We start from the raw sequence: 26,138 nt of genomic DNA on the forward strand, positions 1-26,138 counted from the left end.
ATTTAAGGGGTAGTAGTAGACACTTGCAATACCTTCCCATTAAAAAATCTATTCCCATGTATCGCAAAATTCACGATATACTCAGCCATTTCATCTGGCATAAGTGGAGCTTGATATCCTGGGAATGCCTCTTCTAACATCTCTGTCTGTACTGCTCCTAAAGCTACTACATTAAAGAATATTCCCTTATCCTTATATTCTTCAGCTAACAACTCACTTAAGATAGTGATAGCTCCTTTACTAGAACTATATGCAGCTAATCCTCCGAACTTTAACACTCCTTGTACTCCTCCCATACTACTTACAGATACCACATGACTATTCACTTTCATAAATGGTATAGTAACTTGCATTAGGCGAACTGCACCGAATACATTTACATTATATACATACTGAAAGTCTTCTTGTGTAATCTCCTCAAAAGGTTTGTTCACAATAGCTCCAGCGTTATTAATCAGGATATCTACATGCTCCCAATTGTCCTGTACATAATCAACTACCTTCTGAAGGTCTTCTTCTTTAGTTATATCAACAGCTAAACAAGTGACATTATCTAAATCAATAAGTTTATCTGATATTTTTCTAGACACTGCCAATACATTATGACCTAATTTTGACAACCATTGCACACACTCTAGTCCAATACCTCTACTTGTCCCTGTAACAATTACATTTTTCATCTTAATACATTCTTATTTCTCCCGGAGCTAAATTAACAAGTTTGTTCACAACCGGTATTATATCTTGTGTAAAAGAAGTCATAAAATTTAAATCCATTAAATGAGCTTCATCCTTTACATGGTGGTAATATTCATAATTTTCAAAGTCAAAAGAACTAAACGTTTGACATGGTACTTTAAACATTTGGTAAAAAGGATAATTATCAGAACGCTTAAACAAATTAAACTCTTCAGCCTTTTCTAATTTACCTACAATAGGCTTCCCTGCCAATTCATTTAACTTACTTGCCATAGTAGACAGATCGTATCCCGTTAGATAAGTCATATAATCTCTCTTCATAGGTAGTCCTAGCATTTCGAAATTAAGCATAGACACTACATTCACATTCTCTTCTTTAAGACGCTCTGCTAAATGTTTAGATCCCCATAATCCCTTTTCTTCTCCTGTGAAGAACGCCACAAGTACTGTACGCTTATTATTCTGTAACTTTAAGTTACGTGCTAATTCTAACAGGATAGCTGTACCAGCTGCATTGTCATTCGCTCCATTAGCAATAGAATCTCCATCTACAGGCTTTTCTATTCCGATATGGTCATAATGAGCACCTAATACCACTACCTCGTTTTTTAAAGTCTCATCACTACCTGGTATAACTCCTACGATATTCCAAGCATCTGCTACATTCTGTAACGTATCGTTATAAGAACTATAATAAGGCTTAATCTTATACTCCGCTAATCGTTTAGCTAAGTACTCACCAGCCATCTTACCTCCTTCTGTACCAGTATCTCTACCTAGTAACTCATCAGAAGCTAAATAATATAATGTTTCTTTAATATTCTTTTGTTCAGCATTAGCTTTAACAACAGATGGTGTCTTAGTAGTAGCACATCCAACTAATAAGACTGCTGCCAATAGGCTTAAAATTCTCATTTATAAATATTTTTATCAAAAATACAAAAAGGTAATTAACTATAGAAAATAATTTCTACTGTATATGTAGCATATACAATAAATTATTATCAATAAAAAAGCCCTTATTCAAAAGAATAAGGGCTTAAGTATATTATTATTTAGATTACGCCAACATAGTCACTGGGTTCTCTACATAATCTTTAAATGTTTGTAAGAACTGAGCACCTGTAGCACCGTCCACAGTTCTGTGGTCACATGCTAGAGTTACTGTCATTGTATTACCTACTACGATCTGACCATTCTTCACTACTGGTTTTTCTATAATAGCACCTACTGATAGAATTGCAGAGTTTGGTTGGTTGATAATAGAAGTAAATGACTGAATACCAAACATACCTAAGTTAGACACAGTGAATGTACTTCCTTCCATCTCAGCAGGAGTAAGTTTTTTAGTTTTAGCTTTACCAGCTAATTCTTTTACTTTACCACCAATATGAGTTAAAGACATTTGATCAGTGAATGGTAATACTGGTACTACTAATCCATCCTCTACAGCTACAGCTACACCGATATTGATGTGGTTGTTATAGATAGTTGCATTATCAGTCCATTGTGTATTCACCTGAGGATGCTTGCGAAGTGCCATAGCACATGCTTTCACTACCATATCGTTAAATGATACTTTCGTATCAGGTAAGTTATTGATAATCTTACGAGACTCGATAGCATTATCCATATCTAACTCGATAGTTAAATAGTAATGAGGAGCAGTAAACTTAGACTCAGCTAAACGACGAGCAATAGTTTTACGCATTTGTGAGTTTTTCACTTCCTCTACACTTACTTCTCCAGCTGGTACGAATGCCTTAACAGCAGGTACAGCCGCAGTAGCTGCAGCTACAGGAGCAGCAGTTTTAGCAGCAGGTGTATAGTTTTCAATATCGCGTTTGATGATACGTCCATTCTCACCAGAACCTTTCACCTCAGTAATATTTATTCCTTTATCTTCAGCAATTTTCTTAGCCAATGGAGAAATGAATACTCTCCCATTAGTAGAAGTAGTAGCCTCCACGCTTACAGTTTTTGGTTCTTCAGCTTTAGGAGCCTCCGTAGCAGGAGCCTCAACAGCGATAGCACCACCGTTTTGAGCAGATGCAACTACAGCTGATACGTCAGTTCCTTCTGGTCCTAAGATCGCTAATACGCTATCAACAGGAGCAGACTCACCTTCGTTAATACCTACATATAATAAAGTTCCAGCCTCAAAAGCTTCGAACTCCATAGTAGCTTTATCAGTTTCGATTTCTGCAAGGATATCACCTTCCTGAACCTTATCACCTACTTTTTTAATCCAAGTAGCTACTGTACCATCAGTCATAGTATCACTAAGACGAGGCATAGTAATGATTTTAACTCCAGCAGGCATAGCAGCCGCAGCAGGAGCTGGTGTTTCAACTTTAGCTTCTGCTACAGGAGCAGCAGCCTCAGCAGCTGGAGCAGCATTACCCGCACCACTGATTAAAGCAGAAATATCTTCACCTTCATTTCCTATAATAGCAAGTAACGAATCTACAGGAGCAGATTCACCTTCTTGTAATCCAATATATAACAATGTCCCTGAATTAAATGATTCAAACTCCATTGTTGCTTTGTCTGTTTCAATTTCTGCAAGGATATCTCCTTCAGAAATCTTATCTCCAACTTTTTTTAACCATGCTGCAACAACACCTTCTGTCATCGTGTCGCTTAAGCGTGGCATTGTAATTACTTCTGCCATGTTCTTTTTATTATAATCTGTGAGGTATAAAAGGGTAATTCTCTTGTTCGTATACTACGTCATACATTACGTTTTTCTCTGGGAACGGAGATTCTTCAGCGAATTTCTCACACTCAGCCACGTAATCTTTTACTCTTTGATCCATTGCCTCGATCTCAGCTTCAGTAGCATATCCTTTTTCTCTAATTACATCTAATACTTGTGTAATTGGATCTATTTTTTTGTACTCTTCTACTTCCTCTTTAGTACGGTAGTGTTGAGCATCTGACATAGAGTGACCTCTATATCTATACGTTTTCATTTCTAATAAAGTAGGTCCATCTCCACGACGTGCTCTTTCGATAGCCTCGTACATAGCTTCAGCTACTTTTACAGGGTTCATACCGTCTACTGGTCCACTAGGCATTTCGTATCCTAAACCTAATTTCCAAATATCACTATGGTTAGCTGTACGCTCTACTGAAGTCCCCATAGCATATCCATTGTTCTCAATGATGAATACTACTGGCAATTTCCAGTTCATAGCCATATTAAATGTCTCGTGTAAAGACCCTTGACGTGCTGCACCATCACCGAAGTAACACATTGTAACAGCTTGTCTATCGAAATATTTATCAGCGAATGCTAATCCTGCTCCTAGAGGAATTTGCCCCCCTACGATACCATGACCACCATAGAAACGGTGTTCTTTAGAAAAGATGTGCATAGATCCACCTAATCCTTGTGATGTACCAGTACCTTTTCCTAATAACTCAGCCATAATTCTCTTAGGATCTACTCCTAATCCGATTGGCTGAACGTGATTTCTATATGCTGTAATCATCTTGTCTTTAGACATGTCCATTGCATGTAAAGCTCCAGCCAATACTGCTTCCTGCCCATTATATAAATGCAAGAATCCTCTCACTTTTTGTTGAATATATAAAGCAGCAAGCTTATCTTCAAACTTTCTCCAAAATAGCATGTCTTCATACCACTTTAGATAAACTTCTTTTGTAATTTCTCTCATATGACTTTACTTTTCATAAACGGTCTCCCGTTTAAAATACAGACTTTCTCGTTTAACCACACTACTGTGGAGAAGCAAAAATAATATATCTACACTAGACTGAAAAATTTATTTGAAGTATTTTAGATTTGATAATATTTTAGACAATTAATTTAACAATACCTTATAATTAGATCGTTTAGTTACATTTCTATTTTTTAAAACTTAAACCTAAAAATCCCGTATATACTTTTTTAATTTTATTATAACAACCTTAATATTACTAATAACATCCTTATTTAAAGACACATAAATTATGCCATCTATCCAATAAAGGATAACTAGTCTGTAAAATCCTCTAAAAACTCCTATTAAAGCTCTTTTATAGTATTCACTGTATACTAATGTTATTATCTGCCTTCTATTAGCCTTAACTGTTCATCGCCTCTTAGTACACATAAGTTAATAGTACTTCTACCTCTCCTCCATACTAAGTCCGTTTCTATCCTTGTATTAACGGACTCACTACAGACGCATAACGGACGCATAACAGACTCAACTCGCATCAGTTTAACATCACACCCAAATAAGTCTACATGAAATATCTAAAAAAGGAGAGAGTCTGTGAAAACAGACTCTCTCCTACATTATAAAATATATAATACACTATAAACACTCTCTAGCTTAATAAGCTATAATAGTGGATAAACTCAGTAGTTCTAGACAGAACTAATTTTGCCACCACATCTTATAGTTAATATTATCTCCTCCCATCTCTGCTACTTTTTTCTCATAATTACCTTTGTTCTGAGTACGTATATTGATCGGGTATGGGAATCTATTAGGCATATTCCCATCATTTAGCATTGACTCTGTCTTAGGTAGCTTAGGATATCCTGTACGCTTATATTCGAACCACTGTTGATAATCATTCATATACAATGCATAATACTTCTGTAACATAATGCGCTCTAATGTACCATTATACCTAGTACTTTCTAAAGTAAAATAATTAGTTGGCATCTCTAATCCCTTAGAGGTAATAGCCTCTTTCACCGCCTGCTCATAATAGCTCTTTGCATCTGATAAGTATCCCTTCTGAGCTAACTCCGCCTTTATAAATAATACTTCAGCATACGTTAGTATAGGTGCTTCTGTAGGATTAGCCGCCATAACATTATTCAATGTCGATGCTTCGTAATCAAACTGTGAATCCGAACCATCAAAGGCACTAGGTATTCCTTTATACCCTATATATACTTTCTTCTTTCCTTCTACTCTATAGGCTTCTGTTGCATATAGTGGAAGTCTTGGGTCTTTAAAATCATTTAAATTATCTATAAAGAAAGAAGCCATCTTACGACTCAATGTAAAATCTTGAATACGACTCCAAGGAGAGATATTAGGTGTCACCCCTGTTATCTTTAGATTAGCCTGTGACTTCACATCATTAATAATAGGATACTTATCTGGATCGTTAAGTATAGTCAGCATACGTTGATATGCATTCTTATTCTCTTTATTTGATATTCTCAACAATAAACGCAAATGCAAACTATTCGTAAACTTTTGCCAGTCATCCCAGTATGTTTTTGAATCTATGTATAAAATATCTGGGTTATATAATAACTTTCTATTTAGGTCATATAAGCTATTTGCTCGTTCCAAATCCGCCAAAATACTATCATATATCTTCTCTTGTGAATCAAATTCTGGATAAAGAACTTTTTCTTCTCCCTTAGACGCCTCAAAATAAGGTACATCCCCGAATAAATCAGTTAAGTTAGAAGTGATCCACGCTTTTAGAGTTAGAGCCATCGCTTCATAGTTAGGATCGGCTACCTTCACAGCTTCATACTCCATATCTCTAGCATTCTTTAACCATCTGTAATAAGCATTCCACGATGACGCTCCTACATCATCACTTAGATCATATCGTTGCATACCTGGTACATCACTAGGATAGACCACAATATCTTGCATTAGATGGTTATTATGAGACCAACTGCGATACATATTATGACTAGCCATCTCATAGATGATAGGGTTTAATAACGTTGCTGGGCTAATCTGTTGTAAACGGTTAGGATCAATATTCTTCTCTTCAAAATCAGAAGTACAACTCACAGTCAGCAATACTGTTGCTGATAATCCTAAAAATATATTTTTGATTTTCATCTGTCGTTTTCTTAATATTAGATATCTAGTTTAATACTAAAACCATAAGTAGCAGGTGATGGCATCTGCCCCATCTCTACTCCTGGCATCATAGAACCTCCATTTAAGGCTGCTGTCTCTGGGTCAAATAACGGGAAGTTAGACAACATCGCTAGGTTACGTCCATATACAGATACGCTTAGTTTCTTCAGGCGTAACTTATTTAATATTTGCTTAGAGAAATTGTATTCAAAACTCACTTCTCTCAATTTGATATAAGAAGCATCGAATGTATTAGACTCTAGATTAGCTCTTCTATAATATTCTTTATAGTAACTTGCTGGGTCTACCTTAGTCGTATTAGGAGAGAATGTACCATCTCCATTTCTCACTACTCCATCTCCGATGATATATCCTTGTTCTCTACCGTATAAGGTATGTTCTAGTTTACCTTGCTCACTCATCTTATGATGAGACTGTGAGTACACATTACCCCCATATTGCCCATCTATCGTAAAGCTGAACTTAAATCCTTTATACTTAAATGTATTAGTCCATCCCATCGTCCAGTCTGCATAAGCACTACCGATATACTCTATTTCTTTAGATTGTTCAGGAAGTCCTTTATCTGTATATACGATTTGTCCTTGATCATCTCTCACAAATTTATATCCATATAAGTCTCCTGTAGTTCCTCCTACTTTAGCGATAATAGATGCCGTACCAGATGTAGCTAATACTTGCTGATCTCCTCCTTCGAACTCTTCTGCTAGGCTTAAGATTTTATTCTTATTCTTAGCCCAGTTCACTGAAGTATTCCAAGAGAAATCTTTTGTCTTAATAGGTGTACCACTTAACATTAGCTCAATACCTCTATTGCGTACATCTCCACCATTAATTACAGCCTTATTATATCCTGTTACATAATTTAATGGTACGGTAATAATTTGATTTTTTGTATTGGTTTCATAGACTGTCACATCAAAGCCCAATCTATTGCCAAACATCTTATGCTCATATCCAATCTCAAATGAATTAGTACCTTCTGGTTTTAATTCACCATTATGTAAAGTGGTAGCAGACGTAGCAGAGCTAGCAAAGGCACTATTAGAATAATATTTCAATGTTTGATATGGTTTAGTACCATTACCTACTTTTGCTATAGACACTCTCAGTTTAGAATAATCAATACTCGCAGGCATTCTAAAAATATCATTCAACACAAAACTTGCGTTTAATGAAGAATATAAAAATGACCAATTCATTTTAGGCAATGTACTCGACCAGTCATTTCGAATAGTTCCATCTAAGAATACCATATTCTTATACCCTACCGAAGCCATTCCATAGACAGAGTTCACTTTATAATCGTCATCTAGAACATTAGTGATAGGATTATTGATACCATTCGCTAACATATATACACCAGGCGTAACTAGTCCGTCTACATAAGATGTAACGCTGTGATATTTAGAATCAAGCATATTCCCTCCTATAGACCCACTATATGTAAATATATCTGAGTCATTATCAGTATAAGTTAATAATACATCAGTATTAATCTCTTGGAAGTTTATCTGTTGTGTTCTAAAATATCCTTTACCAAACTTAGTGGTGCTATAAGGTCTGCGCTGCTCACGTTTATCATTACGCGAGTTAAGTGAGGCGCGTAACATTAATTTTAATTTAGGTGCAAGAGTAATATCAGTCGATAGGCTTCCTGTTATAGTGTTTGTATTTACTGGATTGGTTGTCTCATAAGCGATTAGATAAGGATTTTCTATGTATGAGCTAAACGGATGAATCTGTTGTGTTTGATAGTAATCTTTCTGCCAGATAGGTCTATACCATTCTAAGTCAACATTAGGATTCTGAAAGATCATAAAATATCCTATCGTATGGTTACCATATCCTGTACCTGGTAGGTTATCACTCTTTCTGTTCGTATAACTAACATTCGCGTTTAAAGTAACTGCATCAGAGATATTATACTTAGCCTTCGTAGATAGTGTAGTTCTATCAAATCCAGTATTAGGCATTATCCATTCATTCTTAGAGTGCGTTATCGTCGTTCTAATATCTCCTTTATCACTTCCTCCTGATAGACCTAAAGTATTAGTTGTAGTAATACCAGTACGCCAGAAGTCTTTTATATTATTCTTATAAGGTTTCCATAAGGTTCTTTCTGCACCTTGAGACTCTGTTACAGGATCGTATTGATAGTAATATTGTCCTTCAAACTTAGGTCCGAATGCACTACTAGTACTTCCTGTATTCGCACCATCATCTGATAAACCGTAAGAATAATACGGATTACCTTCTTTATCGAAGCTATTTCCACTACCTTGACCATATTCGTATTGATACTTTGGCCACCTCTGAATTACATCAAAACTAACATTAGAGTTAAATGAGATACCTAATCCTTTATCTTTTTTTCCAGATTTAGTAGTTATCATTAATACCCCATTACTAGCTCTAGAACCATATAATGCAGCTGCACCAGGCCCTTTAAGCACAGAGATACTTTCTATGTCATCCGGATTTATATCAGCTATCCCATTTCCATAATCTACAGGGGCATCAGTACCTATATAAGAATCACCTGCTCCACTGCTCCACAAAGTACTATTGACAATCACACCATCTACCACCACTAATGCTCCATTGGCATCAGCATTCAATGATCGATCTCCACGTAACTTAATTTGTGTAGAATTCATTGGACCAGAACTAGCAGATGTCATAGTCATACCAGCCACTTTACCTTTTAATGCATCTGACCAAGTATTAGAACGAGTATTATCAAGTTGTTCACTGTTCAAAGTCTGTTGAGAAAATCCTAATTGTTTCTCTTCTCTCTTAATACCTAAAGCCGTTACTACAACTTCATTAAGCATGCTACTAGACTCTACTAAGGTCACATTCACAAAATCACCTTTACTAACGATCATTTTCTTCTCTTCAAATCCCATAAAAGAAATGATGATTTCACCTTTTAAGAAAGTATCAGGCACAGCTAGTGTGAAGTTACCATCTAGATCTGTCGATGTGATGTGCTTAGATCCTGACAGCTGAACTACTGCACCAGGTAGAGTCAATCCAAGGTTATCAATTACTTTTCCTTTTACGATCGAGCCACTACTTTGCTCAGAAGAAGATTTAGTGATAATACTATCTAACGCATCAGTTGAAACATTAGAAGCGAATAATGAATTTGATTGTAGTAATAAAACACTTCCTATAATCAAACAAATTTGATGACAATTACGTCTAACTTTTTTCATTACTTAAAATTGTGTTGTTGTTGGTTGTATTAAATACCTCACTTAATACAGTCACAAAAGAATGAAATGCCATTAGTCGGCACAACGTTTAATCATTACTAAACAGTTAATAACTGTTATATAATTGTAAACAAAAAAATACCTAAATTATTTTTTAGTCTAATCTAAATTATTAATTTAGCCATGTCTAATAAAAATAAAACTATAAGTAATGAAATTCAAACTTCCTGATTTGCCATATGATAAAAATGCTTTCAATTCTTTTATATCATCTGAAGGATTCGATTATCACTATGGAAAACATCATCAAACGTATGTAAACAACCTTAACCATTTAATAACAAATACAAAATGGGAAGATGAATGTTTAGAGAATATTATCACAGGTACTCAAGCAGAAGGAGAAGTAGCCATATTTAACAACGCTGCACAGCATTATAATCATTCTTTTTTCTGGAAATCCATCACTCCTAACCAAGGTGGTCAGCCTAGTGAAGAACTACTAGACATGATAGGAAAGTACTTCGGATCACTAGATGAACTAAAAACTCAATTCATTGACAAAGCGACTAAATTATTTGGAAGTGGATGGGTATGGTTAGTACTAACTCCAGAAAATAAGCTGGAACTTATGAGTCTAAAGGATGCTGACACTCCCTTAGTTTATGGGAACACGCCTTTACTAACTATAGATGTATGGGAACATGCGTATTATATAGACCACAGAAATGCAAGGCCAAGCTTTATCCAACTATTTTGGAATGCAATCAACTGGGAATTTGTCAATAAAAATTTAGCAAAATGAGTATAGAATGTATTATGCACATAGAGAAAAGCTGTCAACTAAAGCAAGATCTTGCTAACGAGCAGCTCCAAAAAGGGAACAATAGTTTAGCAATTAACTATTATATCGAAGCCATAAGTCGACTAGAAGTATTGTGCGCTTCATATAACGCGTATCTAAAAACAGGTCCCAAACTCTATCTACAATACATAGATACATCTATTAGGTTAGTCACCTTATATAGAAAAGAACAAGAGACTGACAAGTACAAAAAACTAGTCTCTAAGCTTAACAGTTATATTGACAATGTCAAAGAGCTAATAAACAATGATCATGAAATGTCCATTACACTAGCTAACTTCAAGCTAAAGCTTAATAATATTTAAAACTAAAAGAGATTATTCCAATTAATTAGTAAAGCCATAATTCTAAAACAATAAGAATAAAAAACTCTTTTTAAACAAAAAAGGTCTACATTAAATGTAGACCTTTTTCATTTTGTTGATATTAAATCAACTATTCTATCGGATTTATGCTTCTCCTTTCGTACCAAACTTTATAGCAGACAATTCACTAGTAGCTTCAACATCAACTATACTTCCATTACTACCTTCATAGCGCTGGATATTCTCTTGTAAAGCAGTCATTAATCTTTTCGCGTGTTGAGGCGTCAAAATAATTCTAGACTTTACTTTACCTTTTGGCATTCCAGGCATTATGGTAACAAAATCAACCACAAATTCAGTATTAGAATGATTGATAATCGCTAAATTAGAATACACTCCTTCTGCTGTTGCCTCGTCTAATTCAAGGCTAAATTGATCTTGTTCTTTTTCCATAATACTAGAAGTTTAAATCTGTTTCTTTATTTGCAAACCCTTCGTCATCTGAAGTACTAACAAGGATACTTTCGTACTCTCTCATACCTGTACCTGCAGGGATTCTGTGACCTACAATAACGTTTTCTTTTAATCCGTTTAATCCATCTACTTTACCTGCAACAGCAGCTTCGTTTAACACTTTCGTTGTTTCCTGGAACGACGCAGCAGAAATAAATGATTTCGTTTGTAAAGACGCACGAGTAATACCTTGTAACATTGGAGTACCAGTAGCAGGCATAACATCACGACTAACTACTAAGTTCTTATCCTCACGTTTCAATAATGAATTCTCGTCACGTAATTCACGCATAGTAATAATCTGTCCTTCTTTCAAATTATCAGACTCACCAGCATCAACTACAACCTTCATTCCATATAATCTATCATTCTCAGCAATGAAGTCAGCAGCATGTGCTAATTGATCTTCTAAGAATAAAGTATCTCCTGGATCTTCGATTTTTACTTTACGCATCATTTGACGGATAACTACCTCAAAGTGTTTATCACTAATCTTAACCCCTTGTAGACGATATACCTCTTGAATCTCATTTACTAAATACTGTTGAACAGCAGAAGGTCCTTGGATTCTTAAGATATCGTCTGGAGTGATAGCTCCATCAGAAAGTGGCATACCAGCTTTCACGTAGTCATTCTCTTGAACTAAAATTTGATTAGATAACTTAACTAAGTATTTTCTAACATCTCCTGTTTTAGACTCAACAACGATCTCTCTGTTACCTCTCTTAACTTTACCGAACGATACAACACCATCAATTTCTGAAACTACCGCAGGGTTCGAAGGATTACGAGCTTCTAACAACTCAGTAATTCTTGGAAGACCTCCAGTAATATCCCCAGCTTTAGATGTATGACGAGGAATCTTAACTAAAACTTTACCAGCCTTAATTTTATCACCATCATTTACCATTAAGTGAGAACCTACAGGTAAGTTGTATGAACGAATTAACTCACCATCTTTACCATAAATTAATAAAGTAGGAATTAACTTTTTATTTCTAGACTCAGTAATAACTTTTTCTTGGAATCCTGTTTGCTCATCAATCTCAACCATGAACGTCTGTCCTTGTTCGATATCTTCATAAGCAACTTTACCAGTAAACTCAGAAACAATTACACCATTATAAGGGTCCCATTTAAATAACGTAGCACCTTCCTCAACAACATCTCCATCATTCACATAAATAGTAGAACCATAAGGAATGTTATTTGTTGTTAATAGGATACCAGTATTAGTATCAAATAACTTAGCTTCAGTAGAACGTGAAATAACGATATCGATAGCATTACCTTCATTATCCTCTCCTTTTACTGTTTTAAGATCTTCTATTTCTAAACGACCATTAAATTTAGCAGTAATACTAGATGTTTCAGAGATGTTACCAGCAGTACCTCCCACGTGGAATGTTCTCAATGTTAACTGTGTACCAGGCTCCCCAATAGATTGAGCAGCAATAACCCCAACAGCTTCACCTTTTTGAACCATTCTAGCAGTAGCTAAGTTACGTCCGTAACATTTAGCACATATACCAACTTTAGCCTCACAAGTCAATGGCGAACGAACCTCAATTGATTCAATTGGTGCTGCATTGATTGATTTAGCGATAGCTTCAGTAATTTCTTCTCCAGCTCCAACTAATACATCAGAGTTAAGCGGGTTAATCACAGCATTAAGAGCAACACGTCCTAAAACTCTTTCTCCTAATGATTCGATAACTTCCTCATTCTTCTTAAGTGGTTTAACTTCAATACCTCTCAATGTACCACAGTCAACAGAGTTAACGATAACATCTTGAGCTACATCATGTAGACGACGAGTTAAGTATCCAGCATCCGCTGTTTTTAACGCCGTATCCGCAAGACCTTTACGAGCACCGTGAGTAGAGATGAAATACTCTAAAATCGAAAGTCCTTCCTTAAAGTTAGAAAGAATTGGGTTCTCGATAATCTCTCCACCACCAGCTGTAGATTTCTTAGGCTTAGCCATCAAACCACGCATACCAGTTAACTGACGAATCTGCTCTTTAGAACCACGGGCTCCAGAGTCAAGCATCATATATACTGAGTTAAATCCTTGTTTGTCTTCACGAATGTTTTTCATTGCTAACTCAGTTAACATAGCATTTGTAGAAGTCCAAACGTCAATAACTTGGTTGTAACGCTCATTATTTGTGATAAGTCCCATGTTATAGTTCATAGTAATATGATCTACTTGTTGGTTCGCATCATCAATTAATTCCTGTTTACGCTCAGGAATCATAATATCTCCTAAACTGAAAGATAATCCTCCACGGAATGCGTAACCGTATCCCATGTTTTTAATATCATCTAAGAATGCAGCAGTAGTAGGTACATCAGTAATACTTAAAATACGACCGATAATATCTCTTAATGATTTCTTAGTTAATACCTCATTGATATATCCTGCAACTTCAGGTACTACTTCATTAAATAAAATTCTACCTGCAGAAGTCTCAATAATTTGATATACTAATTCTCCTTCAGCATTATAATCTTTAGCTCTAACTTTAACGTTAGCGTTAAGATCAAGTTTACCTTCATTTAATGCAATATGTACTTCCTCCACAGAGTAGAAAGTCAATCCTTCACCTTTGATGATATGCTCTGGAGTTGATTTACGTGACTTAGTCATGTAATATAACCCAAGTACCATGTCCTGAGATGGTACAGTAATAGGAGCACCATTTGCAGGGTTTAAGATGTTGTGAGAAGCTAACATTAATAATTGAGCTTCTAAGATTGCCTCTGGTCCTAGAGGTAAGTGAACTGCCATCTGGTCACCATCGAAATCGGCGTTGAATGCCGTACACACTAATGGGTGTAATTGAATCGCTTTACCCTCGATTAACTTAGGTTGGAACGCTTGAATACCCAATCTGTGTAACGTAGGAGCACGGTTAAGTAAAACTGGGTGTCCTTTAATTACGTTTTCTAAGATATCCCAAACAACAGGTTCTTTTTTATCTATAATCTTCTTAGCAGATTTTACTGTCTTAACAATTCCTCTTTCTATTAACTTACGAATAACGAATGGTTTGTAAAGCTCAGCTGCCATATCTTTTGGCAATCCACACTCGAATAATTTTAATTCTGGTCCAACAACAATTACCGAACGAGCTGAATAATCAACACGTTTACCAAGTAAGTTTTGACGGAAACGTCCTTGTTTACCCTTTAATGAATCAGAAAGAGATTTTAATGGACGGTTTGATTCTGTCTTAACAGCAGAAGACTTTCTAGTGTTATCGAACAATGAATCAACAGCTTCTTGAAGCATACGTTTCTCATTACGTAAGATTACTTCAGGAGCTTTAATTTCCATTAAACGTTTCAGACGATTATTTCTGATAATTACACGACGATATAAGTCATTTAAATCAGATGTAGCAAAACGACCTCCATCTAGTGGAACTAATGGACGTAATTCTGGTGGAATAACAGGAATAACTTTCAAGATCATCCACTCTGGTCTATTCTCACGATTCAAATTAGAATCACGGAAAGACTCAACTACTTGAAGACGTTTTAACGCCTCTGTTTTTCTTTGTTTAGATGTTTCGTTATTAGCAGCGTGACGTAGAGTATAAGATAACTGATCTAAGTCTGTAGTTGCTAATAAATCCATAATACACTCAGCACCCATTTTAGCGATGAATTTATTTGGATCTGTATCATCTAAATATTGATTTTCCATCGGAAGAGTATCACAAATGTTTAAGTACTCTTCTTCAGTTAAGAAATCTAATCTATTGATAGGTTCACCATCAACGTTTTTAGCAATACCAGCTTGGATTACCACATAACGCTCATAGTAAATGATCATATCTAATTTCTTAGAAGGAAGACCTAAGATATAACCAATTTTGTTTGGCAATGAACGGAAGTACCAGATATGCGCAATTGGCACAACTAAATTGATGTGTCCAACTCTATCTCTACGTACTTTCTTCTCAGTAACTTCAACACCACAACGGTCGCACACGATTCCTTTATAACGGATTCTCTTATACTTACCACACGCACATTCGTAATCCTTTACAGGTCCGAAAATACGCTCACAGAAAAGACCATCACGTTCTGGTTTATGAGTACGATAGTTGATTGTTTCAGGTTTTAAAACCTCACCTCTCGATTCTGCAAGAATAGACTCTGGCGATGCTAAACCTATTGAGATTTTATTAAACCTTTTTACGGTATTTTTCTCTTTATTTTTATTCATGGTAAACTTACTTGTTAAAGTGTATGATAAAGAGTAAGCAGTGCAACACTGCTTACCCTATAATCTTAGTTTATTCTTCTAATCTGATGTCTAGTCCAAGACCTTTTAATTCATGCATTAATACATTGAATGATTCTGGTAATCCTGGTTCTGGCATAGTCTCTCCTTTAACGATTGCTTCGTAAGTTTTAGCTCTACCAATAACGTCATCCGATTTTACCGTCAAGATTTCACGTAATGTACTAGATGCTCCATAAGCCTCTAATGCCCAAACCTCCATCTCTCCAAAACGTTGACCACCAAACTGAGCTTTACCTCCTAATGGTTGTTGCGTAATCAATGAGTAAGGACCTATAGAACGCGCGTGCATCTTATCATCTACCATGTGACCAAGTTTCAGCATATAGATAACCCCAACAGTTGCACGTTGGTGGAATCTCTCTCCTGTTCCTCCATCATATAAGTAAGTGTGTCCAAAACGTGGTATACCTGCCTCATCTGTAAGAGCATTGATTTGATCTAATTCAGCACCATCGAAGATTGGAGTCGCATACTTTTTACCAAGTTTTTGACCAGCCCATCCTAATACTGTTTCATAAATCTGTCCAATGTTCATACGAGAAGGTACCCCTAATGGGTTCAATACGATATCTACTGGTGTTCCATCTTCTAAGAAAGGCATATCCTCATCTCTAACGATACGAGCTACAATACCTTTGTTACCGTGACGTCCAGCCATCTTATCTCCTACACGTAATTTACGTTTCTTAGCAATATATACTTTCGCTAATTTCAAAATTCCAGATGGTAACTCATCCCCTACAGTAATCATAAATTTCTCTCTTCTTAGAACTCCTTGAAGATCGTTTAATTTAATTTTGTAGTTGTGGATCAAATCAGTAATCATACCGTTTGTCTCCTCATCAGTTGTCCATTGTCCTTTAGTTAAGTGAGCAAAATCATCTACTGCAAATAACATTTTTTGAGTAAATTTCTTACCTTTTGGTAAAATCTCTTCTCCTAAATCATTCAATACACCTTGAGATGTTTTACCATTCACGATGAAGAATAATTTTTCAACTAAACGCTCTTTCAACTCATTGAATTTAACTTCAAATCTAGTTTCTAATAAAGCCAATTCGTCTTTATCTTTAGAACGTTTACGTTTATCTTTTACTGCTCTTGCGAACAATTTTTTATCTAAAACAACTCCTCTTAATGATGGAGAAGCTTTTAATGAAGCATCTTTAACGTCTCCTGCTTTGTCACCAAAGATAGCACGTAATAATTTCTCTTCTGGAGTAGGATCAGACTCTCCTTTTGGAGTGATCTTACCGATCAGAATATCACCAGGCTTAACTTCAGCACCAATACGGATCATACCGTTTTCATCTAAATCTTTTGTTGCCTCTTCAGAAACGTTAGGAATATCATTAGTTAACTCTTCGTTACCTAATTTAGTATCTCTTACTTCTAAAGTATAGTCATCAATGTGGATAGATGTAAAGATATCTTCACGTACTACTCTTTCACTAATTACGATAGCATCCTCAAAGTTGTAACCCTTCCATGGCATAAATGCCACTTTCATATTACGACCTAGAGCAAGCTCTCCTTGTTGAGTAGCATATCCTTCACAAAGTACTTGACCTTTAGTAACTCTATCACCTTTTCTTACGATTGGTTTTAAGTTGATACTTGTACTTTGATTTGTTTTTCTAAACTTAATTAAGTTATATGTTTTCTCATCTGGATCAAAGCTAATTAAACGCTCTTCATCCGTACGATCATACTTAATGATAATCTTCTGAGCATCCACATACTCAACAGTACCTTCTCCTTCAGCATTAATTAAAACACGAGAATCTGAAGCTACTTGTCTTTCTAATCCAGTACCCACGATTGGAGATTCTGGACGTAATAAAGGAACTGCTTGACGCATCATGTTCGATCCCATCAACGCACGGTTGGCATCATCGTGCTCTAAGAAAGGAATTAACGAAGCAGAAATAGAAGCAATCTGGTTCGGTGCAACGTCAGTATAGTGAACATCTTTTGGCTCAACTACAGGGAAGTCACCCTCTTCTTTTACTACTACTTTTTGCTCAGTGATGAATCCTTTTTCATCAACAGGAATGTTCGCTTGAGCGATTAACATACCTTCTTCCTCTTCTGCACTTAAATAAATAGGATCATTAACGATATCTACTTGCCCTTCAACAACTGGACGGTAAGGAGTTTCGATGAATCCCATATTATTTACCTTAGCATATACTGCTAAAGAAGAAATCAAACCAATGTTTGGTCCCTCAGGTGTCTCAATAGGACATAAACGTCCGTAATGAGTATAGTGAACGTCACGTACCTCGAAACCAGCTCTTTCTCTAGATAAACCTCCAGGTCCTAAAGCTGATAAACGACGTTTGTGTGTAATCTCTGCTAATGGATTCGTTTGATCCATAAATTGAGATAACTGGTTCGTTCCGAAGAATGAATTAATAACTGACGACAAAGTCTTAGCATTAATTAAGTCAATTGGAGTAAACACCTCGTTATCACGTACGTTCATACGTTCACGAATTGTTCTCGCCATACGAGCTAAACCAACACCAAACTGAGCAGATAATTGCTCACCTACAGTTCTAACGCGACGGTTAGATAAGTGGTCAATATCATCAATCTCAGCTTTTGAGTTAATTAATTCAATCAAGTATTTAACAATAGTGATAATATCCTCTTTTGTTAAAACTTGTTTGTCAATTGGAGTATCAAGATTAAGTTTTTTGTTCATTCTATAACGACCAACTTCACCTAGATTGTAACGTTGATCTGAGAAGAACAATTTATCAATAATACCACGTGCAGTTTCCTCATCTGGCGGTTCTGCATTACGCAACTGACGGTAGATGTGCTCTACTGCCTCTTTTTCAGAGTTAGTAGGGTCCTTCTGTAATGTATTATGTATGATGGCATAATCTGCCTGATTATTATCTTCTTTATGTAAAAGGATCGTTTTGACGTTAGCCTCAATGATTTCTTCGATATTATCTTTATCTAGGACTGTATCACGGTCTAAGATAATCTCATTTCTCTCAATAGAAACAACCTCTCCTGTATCCTCATCTACGAAATCCTCATGCCAAGTGTTTAACACACGTGCAGCAAGACGTCTTCCGCTATATTTTTTTAGTCCTGTTTTTGATACTTTAACTTCCTCTGCTAGGTCGAAAATCTCTAGGATATCCTTGTCTCTTTCGAATCCTATAGCACGGAATAATGTTGTAACAGGTAACTTCTTTTTTCTATCGATATAAGCGTACATTACACTATTGATATCGGTAGCAAACTCAATCCATGATCCCTTAAAAGGAATTACTCTCGCCGAATATAACTTAGTTCCATTTGCATGGAATGACTGTCCAAAGAAAACACCAGGTGAACGGTGTAATTGTGAAACCACAACACGTTCTGCTCCATTGATTACGAAAGTACCACTTGGCGCCATATACGGAATTGTTCCTAAATAAACATCTTGAACTATTGTTTCAAAATCTTCGTGTTCAGGATCAGTACAGTACAATTTTAAGCGCGCTTTTAGCGGAACACTATAAGTCAATCCTCTATCAATACACTCTTCGATTGAATAACGAGGAGGATCAACAAAGTAATCAAGGAACTCCAATACGAACTGGTTTCTTGTATCAGTGATCGGGAAGTTCTCCATGAAGGTATTGTATAAACCTTCCTTACCTCTCTCTTCAGATTTCGTTTCTAATTGAAAGAAATCTTTAAAAGACTTAACTTGAATATCCAAGAAATCTGGATACGCAGGTATGTTCTTTGTAGAGGCAAAATTTAATCTTTCAGTCTGATTTGTGATCATCAATGGACAAAAAATTTTGATTAGAATTTGAATTGTTTTTACGCAAAATCTCTTTATACGCAAAATGGTTTAGGCCTGTGGGAAGCTTCCCAAGACCTAAACCTAAAATATTTTTTAGAAAAAAACTATTTAAGCTCTACTACAGCTCCAGCTTCTTCTAATGCTTTTTTAAGACCTTCAGCCTCATCTTTAGAAACTCCTTCTTTGATGTTAGCTGGTGTAGAATCTACGATATCTTTAGCTTCTTTTAATCCTAAACCTGTTAATTCTTTAACAGCTTTAACTACAGCTAATTTAGAAGCTCCAGCTTCTTTTAATACTACAGTGAATTCTGTTTGCTCTTCAGCAGCATCACCTGCAGCACCTCCTGCAACTACTACAGCAGCAGCAGCTGGTTCGATTCCGTACTCATCTTTTAATATAGTTGCTAATTCGTTAACTTCTTTTACAGTTAAGCTAACTAATTGTTCTGCGAATTGTTTCAAATCTGCCATTTTTCTATCTTTTAATGATTTGTAAAAATATAATTTATTAATGTGCGTTCTAATGAACTTTAAAAACTAGATTTAGTCGTTGACTACTCTTCGTCTTTAAATTGGTTTTTAAGAGCTGAAATAACTCTTTGAGCTGGTGATTGAAGTAATCCAATGATTTCTCCAATAACTTCTTCTTTAGATTTAATAGCAACTAATGCATCTAAATTGTTATCACCGATGTAGATTTCCTCATTGATATAAGCTCCTTTTAAAGCTGGAATATCAGATTTTTTTCTAAAGTCTTTGATAATTTTAGCAGGTCCATTTGCAACATCTGCAAATAAAACAGCACTGTTCCCTTTTAAAGTAGAAGGTAGCTCTTCATAATTTCTATCTGAAGCTTCCATCGCTTTTGCAAGCAATGTATTTTTAACTACTTCAATTTTAATTCCAGCTTTGTTACAAGCTCTTCTTAAGTTTGAAGTAACTTCAGCATTCAATCCTGATATATCAGCGATATAGAAGATATTAGCGTCAGCTAACTTAGCTTTTAATTCTTCTATCGCTACTGCTTTCTGTTCTCTAGTCATACGAATAATTTTTTATTTACCAATTATACTGCTTTAGGATCTAAAGCAATAGCAGGGCTCATAGTACTAGATATATTAATAGACTTGATATAAGTACCTTTAGCTGCAGTTGGTTTCAATTTGATTAATGTTTGGATTAATTCAGCTGCATTCTCAGTAATTTTATCAGCTTCGAAAGAAACTTTACCGATAGATGCGTGAACAATACCAGTTTTATCAACTTTAAAATCGATTTTACCAGCTTTCACTTCTTGAACAGCTTTCGCTACGTCCATAGTAACAGTTCCTGTTTTAGGGTTTGGCATTAAACCTCTTGGTCCTAAAATACGACCTAAAGGACCTAATTTACCCATAACAGCAGGCATAGTGATGATTACATCAACATCTGTCCAACCGTCTTTGATCTTTTGTAAGTACTCATCTAGTCCAACATAGTCAGCCCCAGCAGCTGTAGCTTCAGCTTCTTTATCAGGAGTAACCAATGCTAACACTCTTACATCTTTACCTGTTCCGTGAGGTAACGTAACCACACCACGAACCATTTGATTTGCTTTACGTGGATCAACTCCTAAACGTACAGCGATATCTACAGACTCGTCAAATTTTGCAGAAGCAACTTCTTTAATCAATGCAGATGCATCTTTCAAAGAATATAATCTATTCTTTTCAATTTTAGCAGCAGCCTCTTTTTGCTTTTTCGTTAATTTTGCCATTTCTTCTTTCTTTTACAATTAAAAAGGAGCTGTTCCTGTTACTGATATTCCCATAGATCTTGCAGTACCAGCTATCATACTCATAGCTGCCTCAACAGTAAATGCATTTAAATCAGGCATTTTGTCTTCCGCAATAGCACGAACTTGTTCCCAAGTTACGCTAGCTACTTTTTTTCTATTAGGCTCACCAGATCCAGATTTCACTTTCGCAGCCTCTAATAATTGAACAGCAGCAGGTGGCGTTTTAACAACAAAGTCAAATGATTTGTCTTTGTAAACAGTAATTTGTACTGGTAAAACTTTGCCTGGTTTATCTTGTGTTCTAGCATTAAATTGCTTACAGAACTCCATGATGTTAACTCCAGCAGCCCCCAAAGCAGGTCCAACCGGTGGCGATGGGTTCGCAGCACCTCCCTTAACTTGTAGTTTAACTACTTTACTAATTTCTTTTGCCATTTCTTAAAAAAATTTGGCACATCTCATTTGGAAGCCAAGATGTGACTATTGTAACATTATAATTTTTCTACTTGTGTAAAACTTAGTTCTAATGGTGTCTTTCTTCCGAAAATCTTAACCATTACTTCTAGTTTACGTTTCTCTTCATTAATGTTTTCGATTGTTCCATCGAATCCATTAAATGGTCCGTCGATAACTTTTACTGACTCTCCTATCTCATAAGGAATAGATCCTGTCTCTACTTTTACAGCTAGTTCATCAACTCTACCTAACATTCTATTTACTTCTGACTCACGTAAAGGAAGAGGATCTCCTCCTCTTTCTCCACCTAAGAAACCAATAACCCCTGTTATCGATTTAATAGCGTGAGGAACTTCTCCTGTTAAGTTAGCTTCAATCATAACATAACCTGGAAAGTAAACACGTTCAGTAGTTTTCTTTTTACCATCCTTTACAGTTACTACTTTTTCAGTAGGAACCAACACCTGTGATAAGTAATCTGATAAACCTAAACGAGCAATTTCAGTTTCGATATAATTCTTAACCTTATTCTCCTGTCCACTTACCGCACGAACCACATACCATTTTTTGACACTTGTATCAGCCATAATCTTTCTTTAATTTTCTCTATGCAGTAGCCCAATTATAAAATACTCCTAAAACTCTTCCAAACGCAGTGTCTACACCCCACGTTACTAAAGAAAACAAAATTGCAAAAATAGCAACTATTATAGTGTATCGTTGAACTTCTGACCACGGAGACCAAGTAACATTACTTTTTAACTCTGTGAAAGCATCAGATATGTAATTAAAAACCTTTGCCATGTTAATATTGTTTTTGCACGGGTGGAGGGATTCGAACCCCCATCAACGGTTTTGGAGACCGCTATTCTACCCTTGAACTACACCCGTTTGTTAATAAAAGTCAGTGGCCGTAACCACTGACTTTTGAAATTTATTTATACTAAATAATTAGTCAATAATTTCAGTTACCTGACCAGCACCTACTGTTCTACCTCCTTCACGGATAGCGAAACGTAAACCTACTGATAAAGCGATTGGGCTTAATAACTCAACAGTGATAGTTAAGTTATCTCCAGGCATAACCATCTCAGTACCTTCTGGTAATTGGATTGTTCCAGTTACGTCAGTTGTACGTACGTAGAACTGTGGACGGTAGTTGTTATGGAATGGAGTGTGACGTCCACCTTCTTCTTTTTTCAAGATATAAACCTCAGCTTTGAATTTAGCGTGTGGTTTTACTGAACCTGGTTTACAAATAACCATACCACGACGGATATCAGTTTTGTCAATACCTCTCAATAATAAACCTACGTTATCTCCAGCTTCTCCACGGTCTAAGATTTTACGGAACATCTCAACTCCTGTAATTGTAGAAGTTAATTTGTCAGCTCCCATACCGATGATTTCAACAGCATCTCCTGTATTAGCAACTCCAGTTTCGATACGTCCTGTAGCAACAGTTCCACGTCCTGTAATTGTAAATACGTCTTCTACTGGCATTAAGAATGGTTTCTCGTTGTCACGTACTGGCTCTTCGATCCAGTTGTCAACTTCTTCCATTAAATGTAATAATGCATCAACCCATTTTTGCTCTCCGTTTAATGCTCCTAAAGCAGAACCTTGAACTACTGGTCCATTATCACCATCATATTGGTAGAAAGATAATAAATCTCTTACTTCCATCTCAACAAGCTCTAATAACTCAGCATCATCAACTAAGTCAACTTTGTTTAAGAATACAACGATTCTTGGAATACCTACCTGACGTCCTAAAAGGATGTGCTCACGAGTTTGTGGCATTGGTCCATCAGTAGCAGCAACTACTAAGATAGCACCATCCATTTGAGCAGCACCAGTAACCATGTTTTTCACGTAATCCGCGTGACCTGGACAGTCAACGTGTGCATAGTGACGGTTTTTTGTTTGGTACTCTACGTGAGAAGTATTAATTGTAATACCACGCTCTTTTTCTTCTGGAGCATTATCAATTGAATCAAATGAACGAGCTTCTGAGAATCCTGCGTCAGCTAATACTTTAGTAATAGCAGCAGTAGTAGTAGTTTTACCGTGGTCAACGTGTCCGATAGTACCGATGTTTAAGTGCGGTTTCGAACGATCAAAAGTTTCCTTTGCCATGATTTAATAATTTAATCTTAGTTATATAATTAGTGTTCAAATATAATAAAAAAACCTGAGCCAATGACGGGATTTGAACCCGTGACCTCTTCCTTACCAAGGAAGCACTCTACCCCTGAGCTACACCGGCTTGATGCTTCTTATTCTCTGTGGGGAGAGCAGGATTCGAACCTGCGAAGGTTTCCCAACGGATTTACAGTCCGTCCTCGTTGGCCGCTTGAGTATCTCCCCTCAAACCATGTTTGATATTACTTTTCTTTGAGCCGATGGAGGGACTCGAACCCACGACCTGCTGATTACAAATCAGCTGCTCTAGCCAGCTGAGCTACACCGGCAAATGACTCAATAGAAAAAGTCCGCTATTTCTAACGGACTGCAAATGTATATATTTTATTGATTAAAAAAAACAATTTACTTATTTTTTTAAATTAATGAGCTTTGATTTTCTCTTTGTGTTTTACCACTAATCGCTCTAGTGCATCTGCTCCAGCATCCACACCTTCTTCGAAAGTTTTACACGTTTTTTTAACAATCATCTCATCACCCGGAACCAATACTTTTATTTCCGTAATCTTATTTTCTTTTTCATTTGTGTTCTCTAATTTAAAAAAAACATCTACTGAAACTATCTTATCATAATACTTTTCGATTTTTGACAAACGCTCGTTTGCAAAATCTACCAACTTACGATCCACATTGAAATTAATAGCTTGAATGTTTACTTTCATAATTAACGGTTTTAAAAGGTTATTTTTCTTTATTCTTCCCTCTTGGATGCGAGTTTTGATACACTTTCTTCAACTCACTTAGATTAATCTGTGCATATCCTTGTGTAGTTGATAAGCTTTCATGCCCCATTAGCTCTTTAATCGAGTTAATATCCGCTCCTCCTTCCAGAAGATGCGTAGCAAAAGAGTGACGCAACATGTGAGGGCTTTTCTTCTCCTTCGTTGTTGCATTACTAAAGTATGAATTTATTACTCGATAAACAAACATTTCATCAACTTTCTTACCCAATTCTGTTACTAAAAGTATCTTAATCCCCTCCACAGAACCCAAGACCAAACTCCTTGCTTCGAGATATTTTTTTAATAACACTTCCACACTTCCTAGTAATGGTACTATACGCTGTTTTGACCCTTTTCCTGAAACGCGAACTTGATGCAAATAAAAATCAACATCTTCTACTTCTAAAGCAACTAACTCCGCTCTACGAAGTCCAAGACAATACAACATCTCCACAATCAACAAATCCCTCAAAGAATTAAAATCTTCTTTTCCTTCAAACATGGCACGCACTGTATCTATCTCTTTTACCGAAAAAGGTAATTGTAATTTCTTTTCTACCTTTAATGATCGATGAAGGTACAGCGGATTAGTCTCCACCTCACCTATCTTCAACAAAAACTTATAAAAAGAACTAAGTGCACTTGTCTTCCTGTTGATTGATCGATTAGTCAAGCCTTCTTCAGACAACTTCACTATCCACAGACGCACACCATCATACCCCGCCTTTAGATAATCTAAAGACAGTTGCTCTAAGAAAGAAACATAATCTCCAATATCGTTCTGATAAGCTATAACTGTCTTGTCAGAATACTTTCTTTCTTTCTGTATATACTCAATAAACTTTTCTAAATTTTCAAACATAAAAAAACCGTTGCAACAAAGTTAATACTTTATTACAACGGTTATTTTTTAATATTCAATACTTATTAGATTTCTACTGAATCTCTCAAGTGTTGAACGTATGCAGCTTTTTGCATTTTGTCTCTTTTAAGTACAGACGGTTTTAAGAATGCCTGACGAGATCTTAACTGACGTAAAGTTCCTGTTCTGTCAAATTTTCTTTTGTAGCGCTTAAGTGCTCTATCGATATTTTCTCCGTCTTTAATTGGAATGATTAACATGTTTTCATACACCTCCTCTCATTAGTGGTGCAAAAGTAAAACTTTTTTAATTCATGACAATAAAAAAACAACTTTTTTTAAAAACTTAGATTCAACAAATAAATGCAACAGCATTTAAAAGAACAGCGGGGAACATTTGCCCCAAGGGGCAAATGTTCCCCGCTGTTGGCGAAAAAAAACATCTACTTTTGAAGTTCCTACACAATCAAAAAGATGTCACAT

The 26,138-nt window shown here is 36.0% G+C and carries 21 protein-coding genes and 4 tRNA genes; 2 read left to right on the plus strand and 23 right to left on the minus strand.

From position 1 onward, the window contains the following. Positions 1–2: 2 nt before the first annotated feature. The 6 genes from HX049_RS15485 to HX049_RS15510 form a co-directional block, all read right to left on the minus strand. Positions 3–680, minus strand: coding sequence for an SDR family NAD(P)-dependent oxidoreductase (locus HX049_RS15485; protein WP_286416974.1), 678 nt, complete (start codon positions 678–680; stop codon positions 3–5). Position 681: 1 nt separating this feature from the next. After that, positions 682–1,614, minus strand: a complete 933-nt coding sequence (locus tag HX049_RS15490; RefSeq protein WP_286416976.1) for a M20/M25/M40 family metallo-hydrolase — start codon at positions 1,612–1,614, stop codon at positions 682–684. 145 nt (positions 1,615–1,759) lie between these two features. Further along, on the minus strand, positions 1,760–3,373 hold the full coding sequence (locus tag HX049_RS15495; RefSeq protein WP_286416978.1) for a 2-oxo acid dehydrogenase subunit E2: 1,614 nt from the start codon (positions 3,371–3,373) through the stop codon (positions 1,760–1,762). 10 nt (positions 3,374–3,383) lie between these two features. After that, positions 3,384–4,382: a pyruvate dehydrogenase (acetyl-transferring) E1 component subunit alpha gene (gene pdhA, locus HX049_RS15500; RefSeq protein WP_286416980.1), complete on the minus strand. Its 999-nt coding sequence runs from the start codon at positions 4,380–4,382 to the stop codon at positions 3,384–3,386. 708 nt (positions 4,383–5,090) lie between these two features. After that, a complete protein-coding gene (locus HX049_RS15505; protein WP_286416982.1) occupies positions 5,091–6,539 on the minus strand; it encodes a SusD/RagB family nutrient-binding outer membrane lipoprotein in 1,449 nt (482 codons plus the stop codon). A 17-nt stretch (positions 6,540–6,556) separates the two neighbouring features. Continuing rightward, on the minus strand, positions 6,557–9,805 hold the full coding sequence (locus tag HX049_RS15510) for a SusC/RagA family TonB-linked outer membrane protein (RefSeq protein ID WP_286416984.1): 3,249 nt from the start codon (positions 9,803–9,805) through the stop codon (positions 6,557–6,559). A 211-nt stretch (positions 9,806–10,016) separates the two neighbouring features. Here HX049_RS15510 and HX049_RS15515 point away from each other — a divergent pair, with 211 nt between their 5' ends. Continuing rightward, positions 10,017–10,610 (plus strand): superoxide dismutase, encoded by a 594-nt coding sequence (locus tag HX049_RS15515; RefSeq protein ID WP_286416985.1) that lies wholly within the window; start codon positions 10,017–10,019, stop codon positions 10,608–10,610. After that, a complete protein-coding gene (locus HX049_RS15520) occupies positions 10,607–10,975 on the plus strand; it encodes a hypothetical protein (RefSeq protein ID WP_131540226.1) in 369 nt (122 codons plus the stop codon). Before HX049_RS15515 ends, HX049_RS15520 begins: the two co-directional genes overlap by 4 nt. Positions 10,976–11,119: 144 nt before the next feature. Here the strand turns inward: HX049_RS15520 and HX049_RS15525 are convergent, their stop codons facing one another. The 17 genes from HX049_RS15525 to rpsU form a co-directional block, all read right to left on the minus strand. Beyond that, complete coding sequence (locus HX049_RS15525; protein WP_006264687.1) at positions 11,120–11,428, minus strand: DUF3467 domain-containing protein; 309 nt, start codon at positions 11,426–11,428, stop codon at positions 11,120–11,122. Positions 11,429–11,432: 4 nt separating this feature from the next. Next, positions 11,433–15,728 carry a DNA-directed RNA polymerase subunit beta' gene (gene rpoC / locus HX049_RS15530; RefSeq protein ID WP_131540228.1) on the minus strand — a complete coding sequence of 1,432 codons (4,296 nt, stop codon included), beginning with the start codon at positions 15,726–15,728 and terminating at the stop codon, positions 11,433–11,435. Positions 15,729–15,798: 70 nt separating this feature from the next. Then, on the minus strand, positions 15,799–19,611 hold the full coding sequence (rpoB, locus tag HX049_RS15535) for a DNA-directed RNA polymerase subunit beta (protein WP_131540229.1): 3,813 nt from the start codon (positions 19,609–19,611) through the stop codon (positions 15,799–15,801). A 125-nt stretch (positions 19,612–19,736) separates the two neighbouring features. After that, positions 19,737–20,105 carry a 50S ribosomal protein L7/L12 gene (gene rplL / locus HX049_RS15540; RefSeq protein WP_131540230.1) on the minus strand — a complete coding sequence of 123 codons (369 nt, stop codon included), beginning with the start codon at positions 20,103–20,105 and terminating at the stop codon, positions 19,737–19,739. A gap of 83 nt (positions 20,106–20,188) precedes the next feature. After that, entirely contained in the window at positions 20,189–20,677 is a 489-nt protein-coding gene (gene rplJ / locus HX049_RS15545) for a 50S ribosomal protein L10 (protein WP_006259590.1), read from the minus strand. A gap of 23 nt (positions 20,678–20,700) precedes the next feature. Continuing rightward, entirely contained in the window at positions 20,701–21,390 is a 690-nt protein-coding gene (gene rplA, locus HX049_RS15550) for a 50S ribosomal protein L1 (protein ID WP_006259591.1), read from the minus strand. A gap of 18 nt (positions 21,391–21,408) precedes the next feature. After that, positions 21,409–21,846, minus strand: a complete 438-nt coding sequence (rplK, locus tag HX049_RS15555; RefSeq protein WP_006259593.1) for a 50S ribosomal protein L11 — start codon at positions 21,844–21,846, stop codon at positions 21,409–21,411. A 56-nt stretch (positions 21,847–21,902) separates the two neighbouring features. Next, positions 21,903–22,454, minus strand: coding sequence for a transcription termination/antitermination protein NusG (gene nusG, locus HX049_RS15560; protein ID WP_131540231.1), 552 nt, complete (start codon positions 22,452–22,454; stop codon positions 21,903–21,905). Between the two features lie 19 nt (positions 22,455–22,473). Next, on the minus strand, positions 22,474–22,671 hold the full coding sequence (secE, locus tag HX049_RS15565) for a preprotein translocase subunit SecE (protein WP_286416986.1): 198 nt from the start codon (positions 22,669–22,671) through the stop codon (positions 22,474–22,476). 16 nt (positions 22,672–22,687) lie between these two features. Further along, positions 22,688–22,758, minus strand: a tRNA-Trp gene (locus tag HX049_RS15570). A 60-nt stretch (positions 22,759–22,818) separates the two neighbouring features. Beyond that, on the minus strand, positions 22,819–24,006 hold the full coding sequence (tuf, locus tag HX049_RS15575) for an elongation factor Tu (RefSeq protein WP_131540232.1): 1,188 nt from the start codon (positions 24,004–24,006) through the stop codon (positions 22,819–22,821). A 58-nt stretch (positions 24,007–24,064) separates the two neighbouring features. Continuing rightward, positions 24,065–24,136 (minus strand) — tRNA-Thr (locus HX049_RS15580). A gap of 20 nt (positions 24,137–24,156) precedes the next feature. Further along, a tRNA-Tyr gene (locus HX049_RS15585) sits at positions 24,157–24,237 on the minus strand. Positions 24,238–24,267: 30 nt separating this feature from the next. After that, positions 24,268–24,341: transfer RNA gene (locus HX049_RS15590), tRNA-Thr, on the minus strand. A 93-nt stretch (positions 24,342–24,434) separates the two neighbouring features. Continuing rightward, a complete protein-coding gene (gene hpf / locus HX049_RS15595; protein ID WP_006262106.1) occupies positions 24,435–24,734 on the minus strand; it encodes a ribosome hibernation-promoting factor, HPF/YfiA family in 300 nt (99 codons plus the stop codon). Between the two features lie 19 nt (positions 24,735–24,753). Beyond that, positions 24,754–25,656, minus strand: coding sequence for a tyrosine-type recombinase/integrase (locus HX049_RS15600; protein WP_286416989.1), 903 nt, complete (start codon positions 25,654–25,656; stop codon positions 24,754–24,756). Positions 25,657–25,721: 65 nt separating this feature from the next. Next, positions 25,722–25,916 carry a 30S ribosomal protein S21 gene (gene rpsU / locus HX049_RS15605; RefSeq protein WP_038987509.1) on the minus strand — a complete coding sequence of 65 codons (195 nt, stop codon included), beginning with the start codon at positions 25,914–25,916 and terminating at the stop codon, positions 25,722–25,724. Between the last annotated feature and the right edge of the window lie 222 nt (positions 25,917–26,138).

It is taken from the genome of Myroides odoratimimus (assembly GCF_030326305.1).
GTDB classification, from domain to species: Bacteria; Bacteroidota; Bacteroidia; order Flavobacteriales; family Flavobacteriaceae; genus Flavobacterium; species Flavobacterium odoratimimum_A.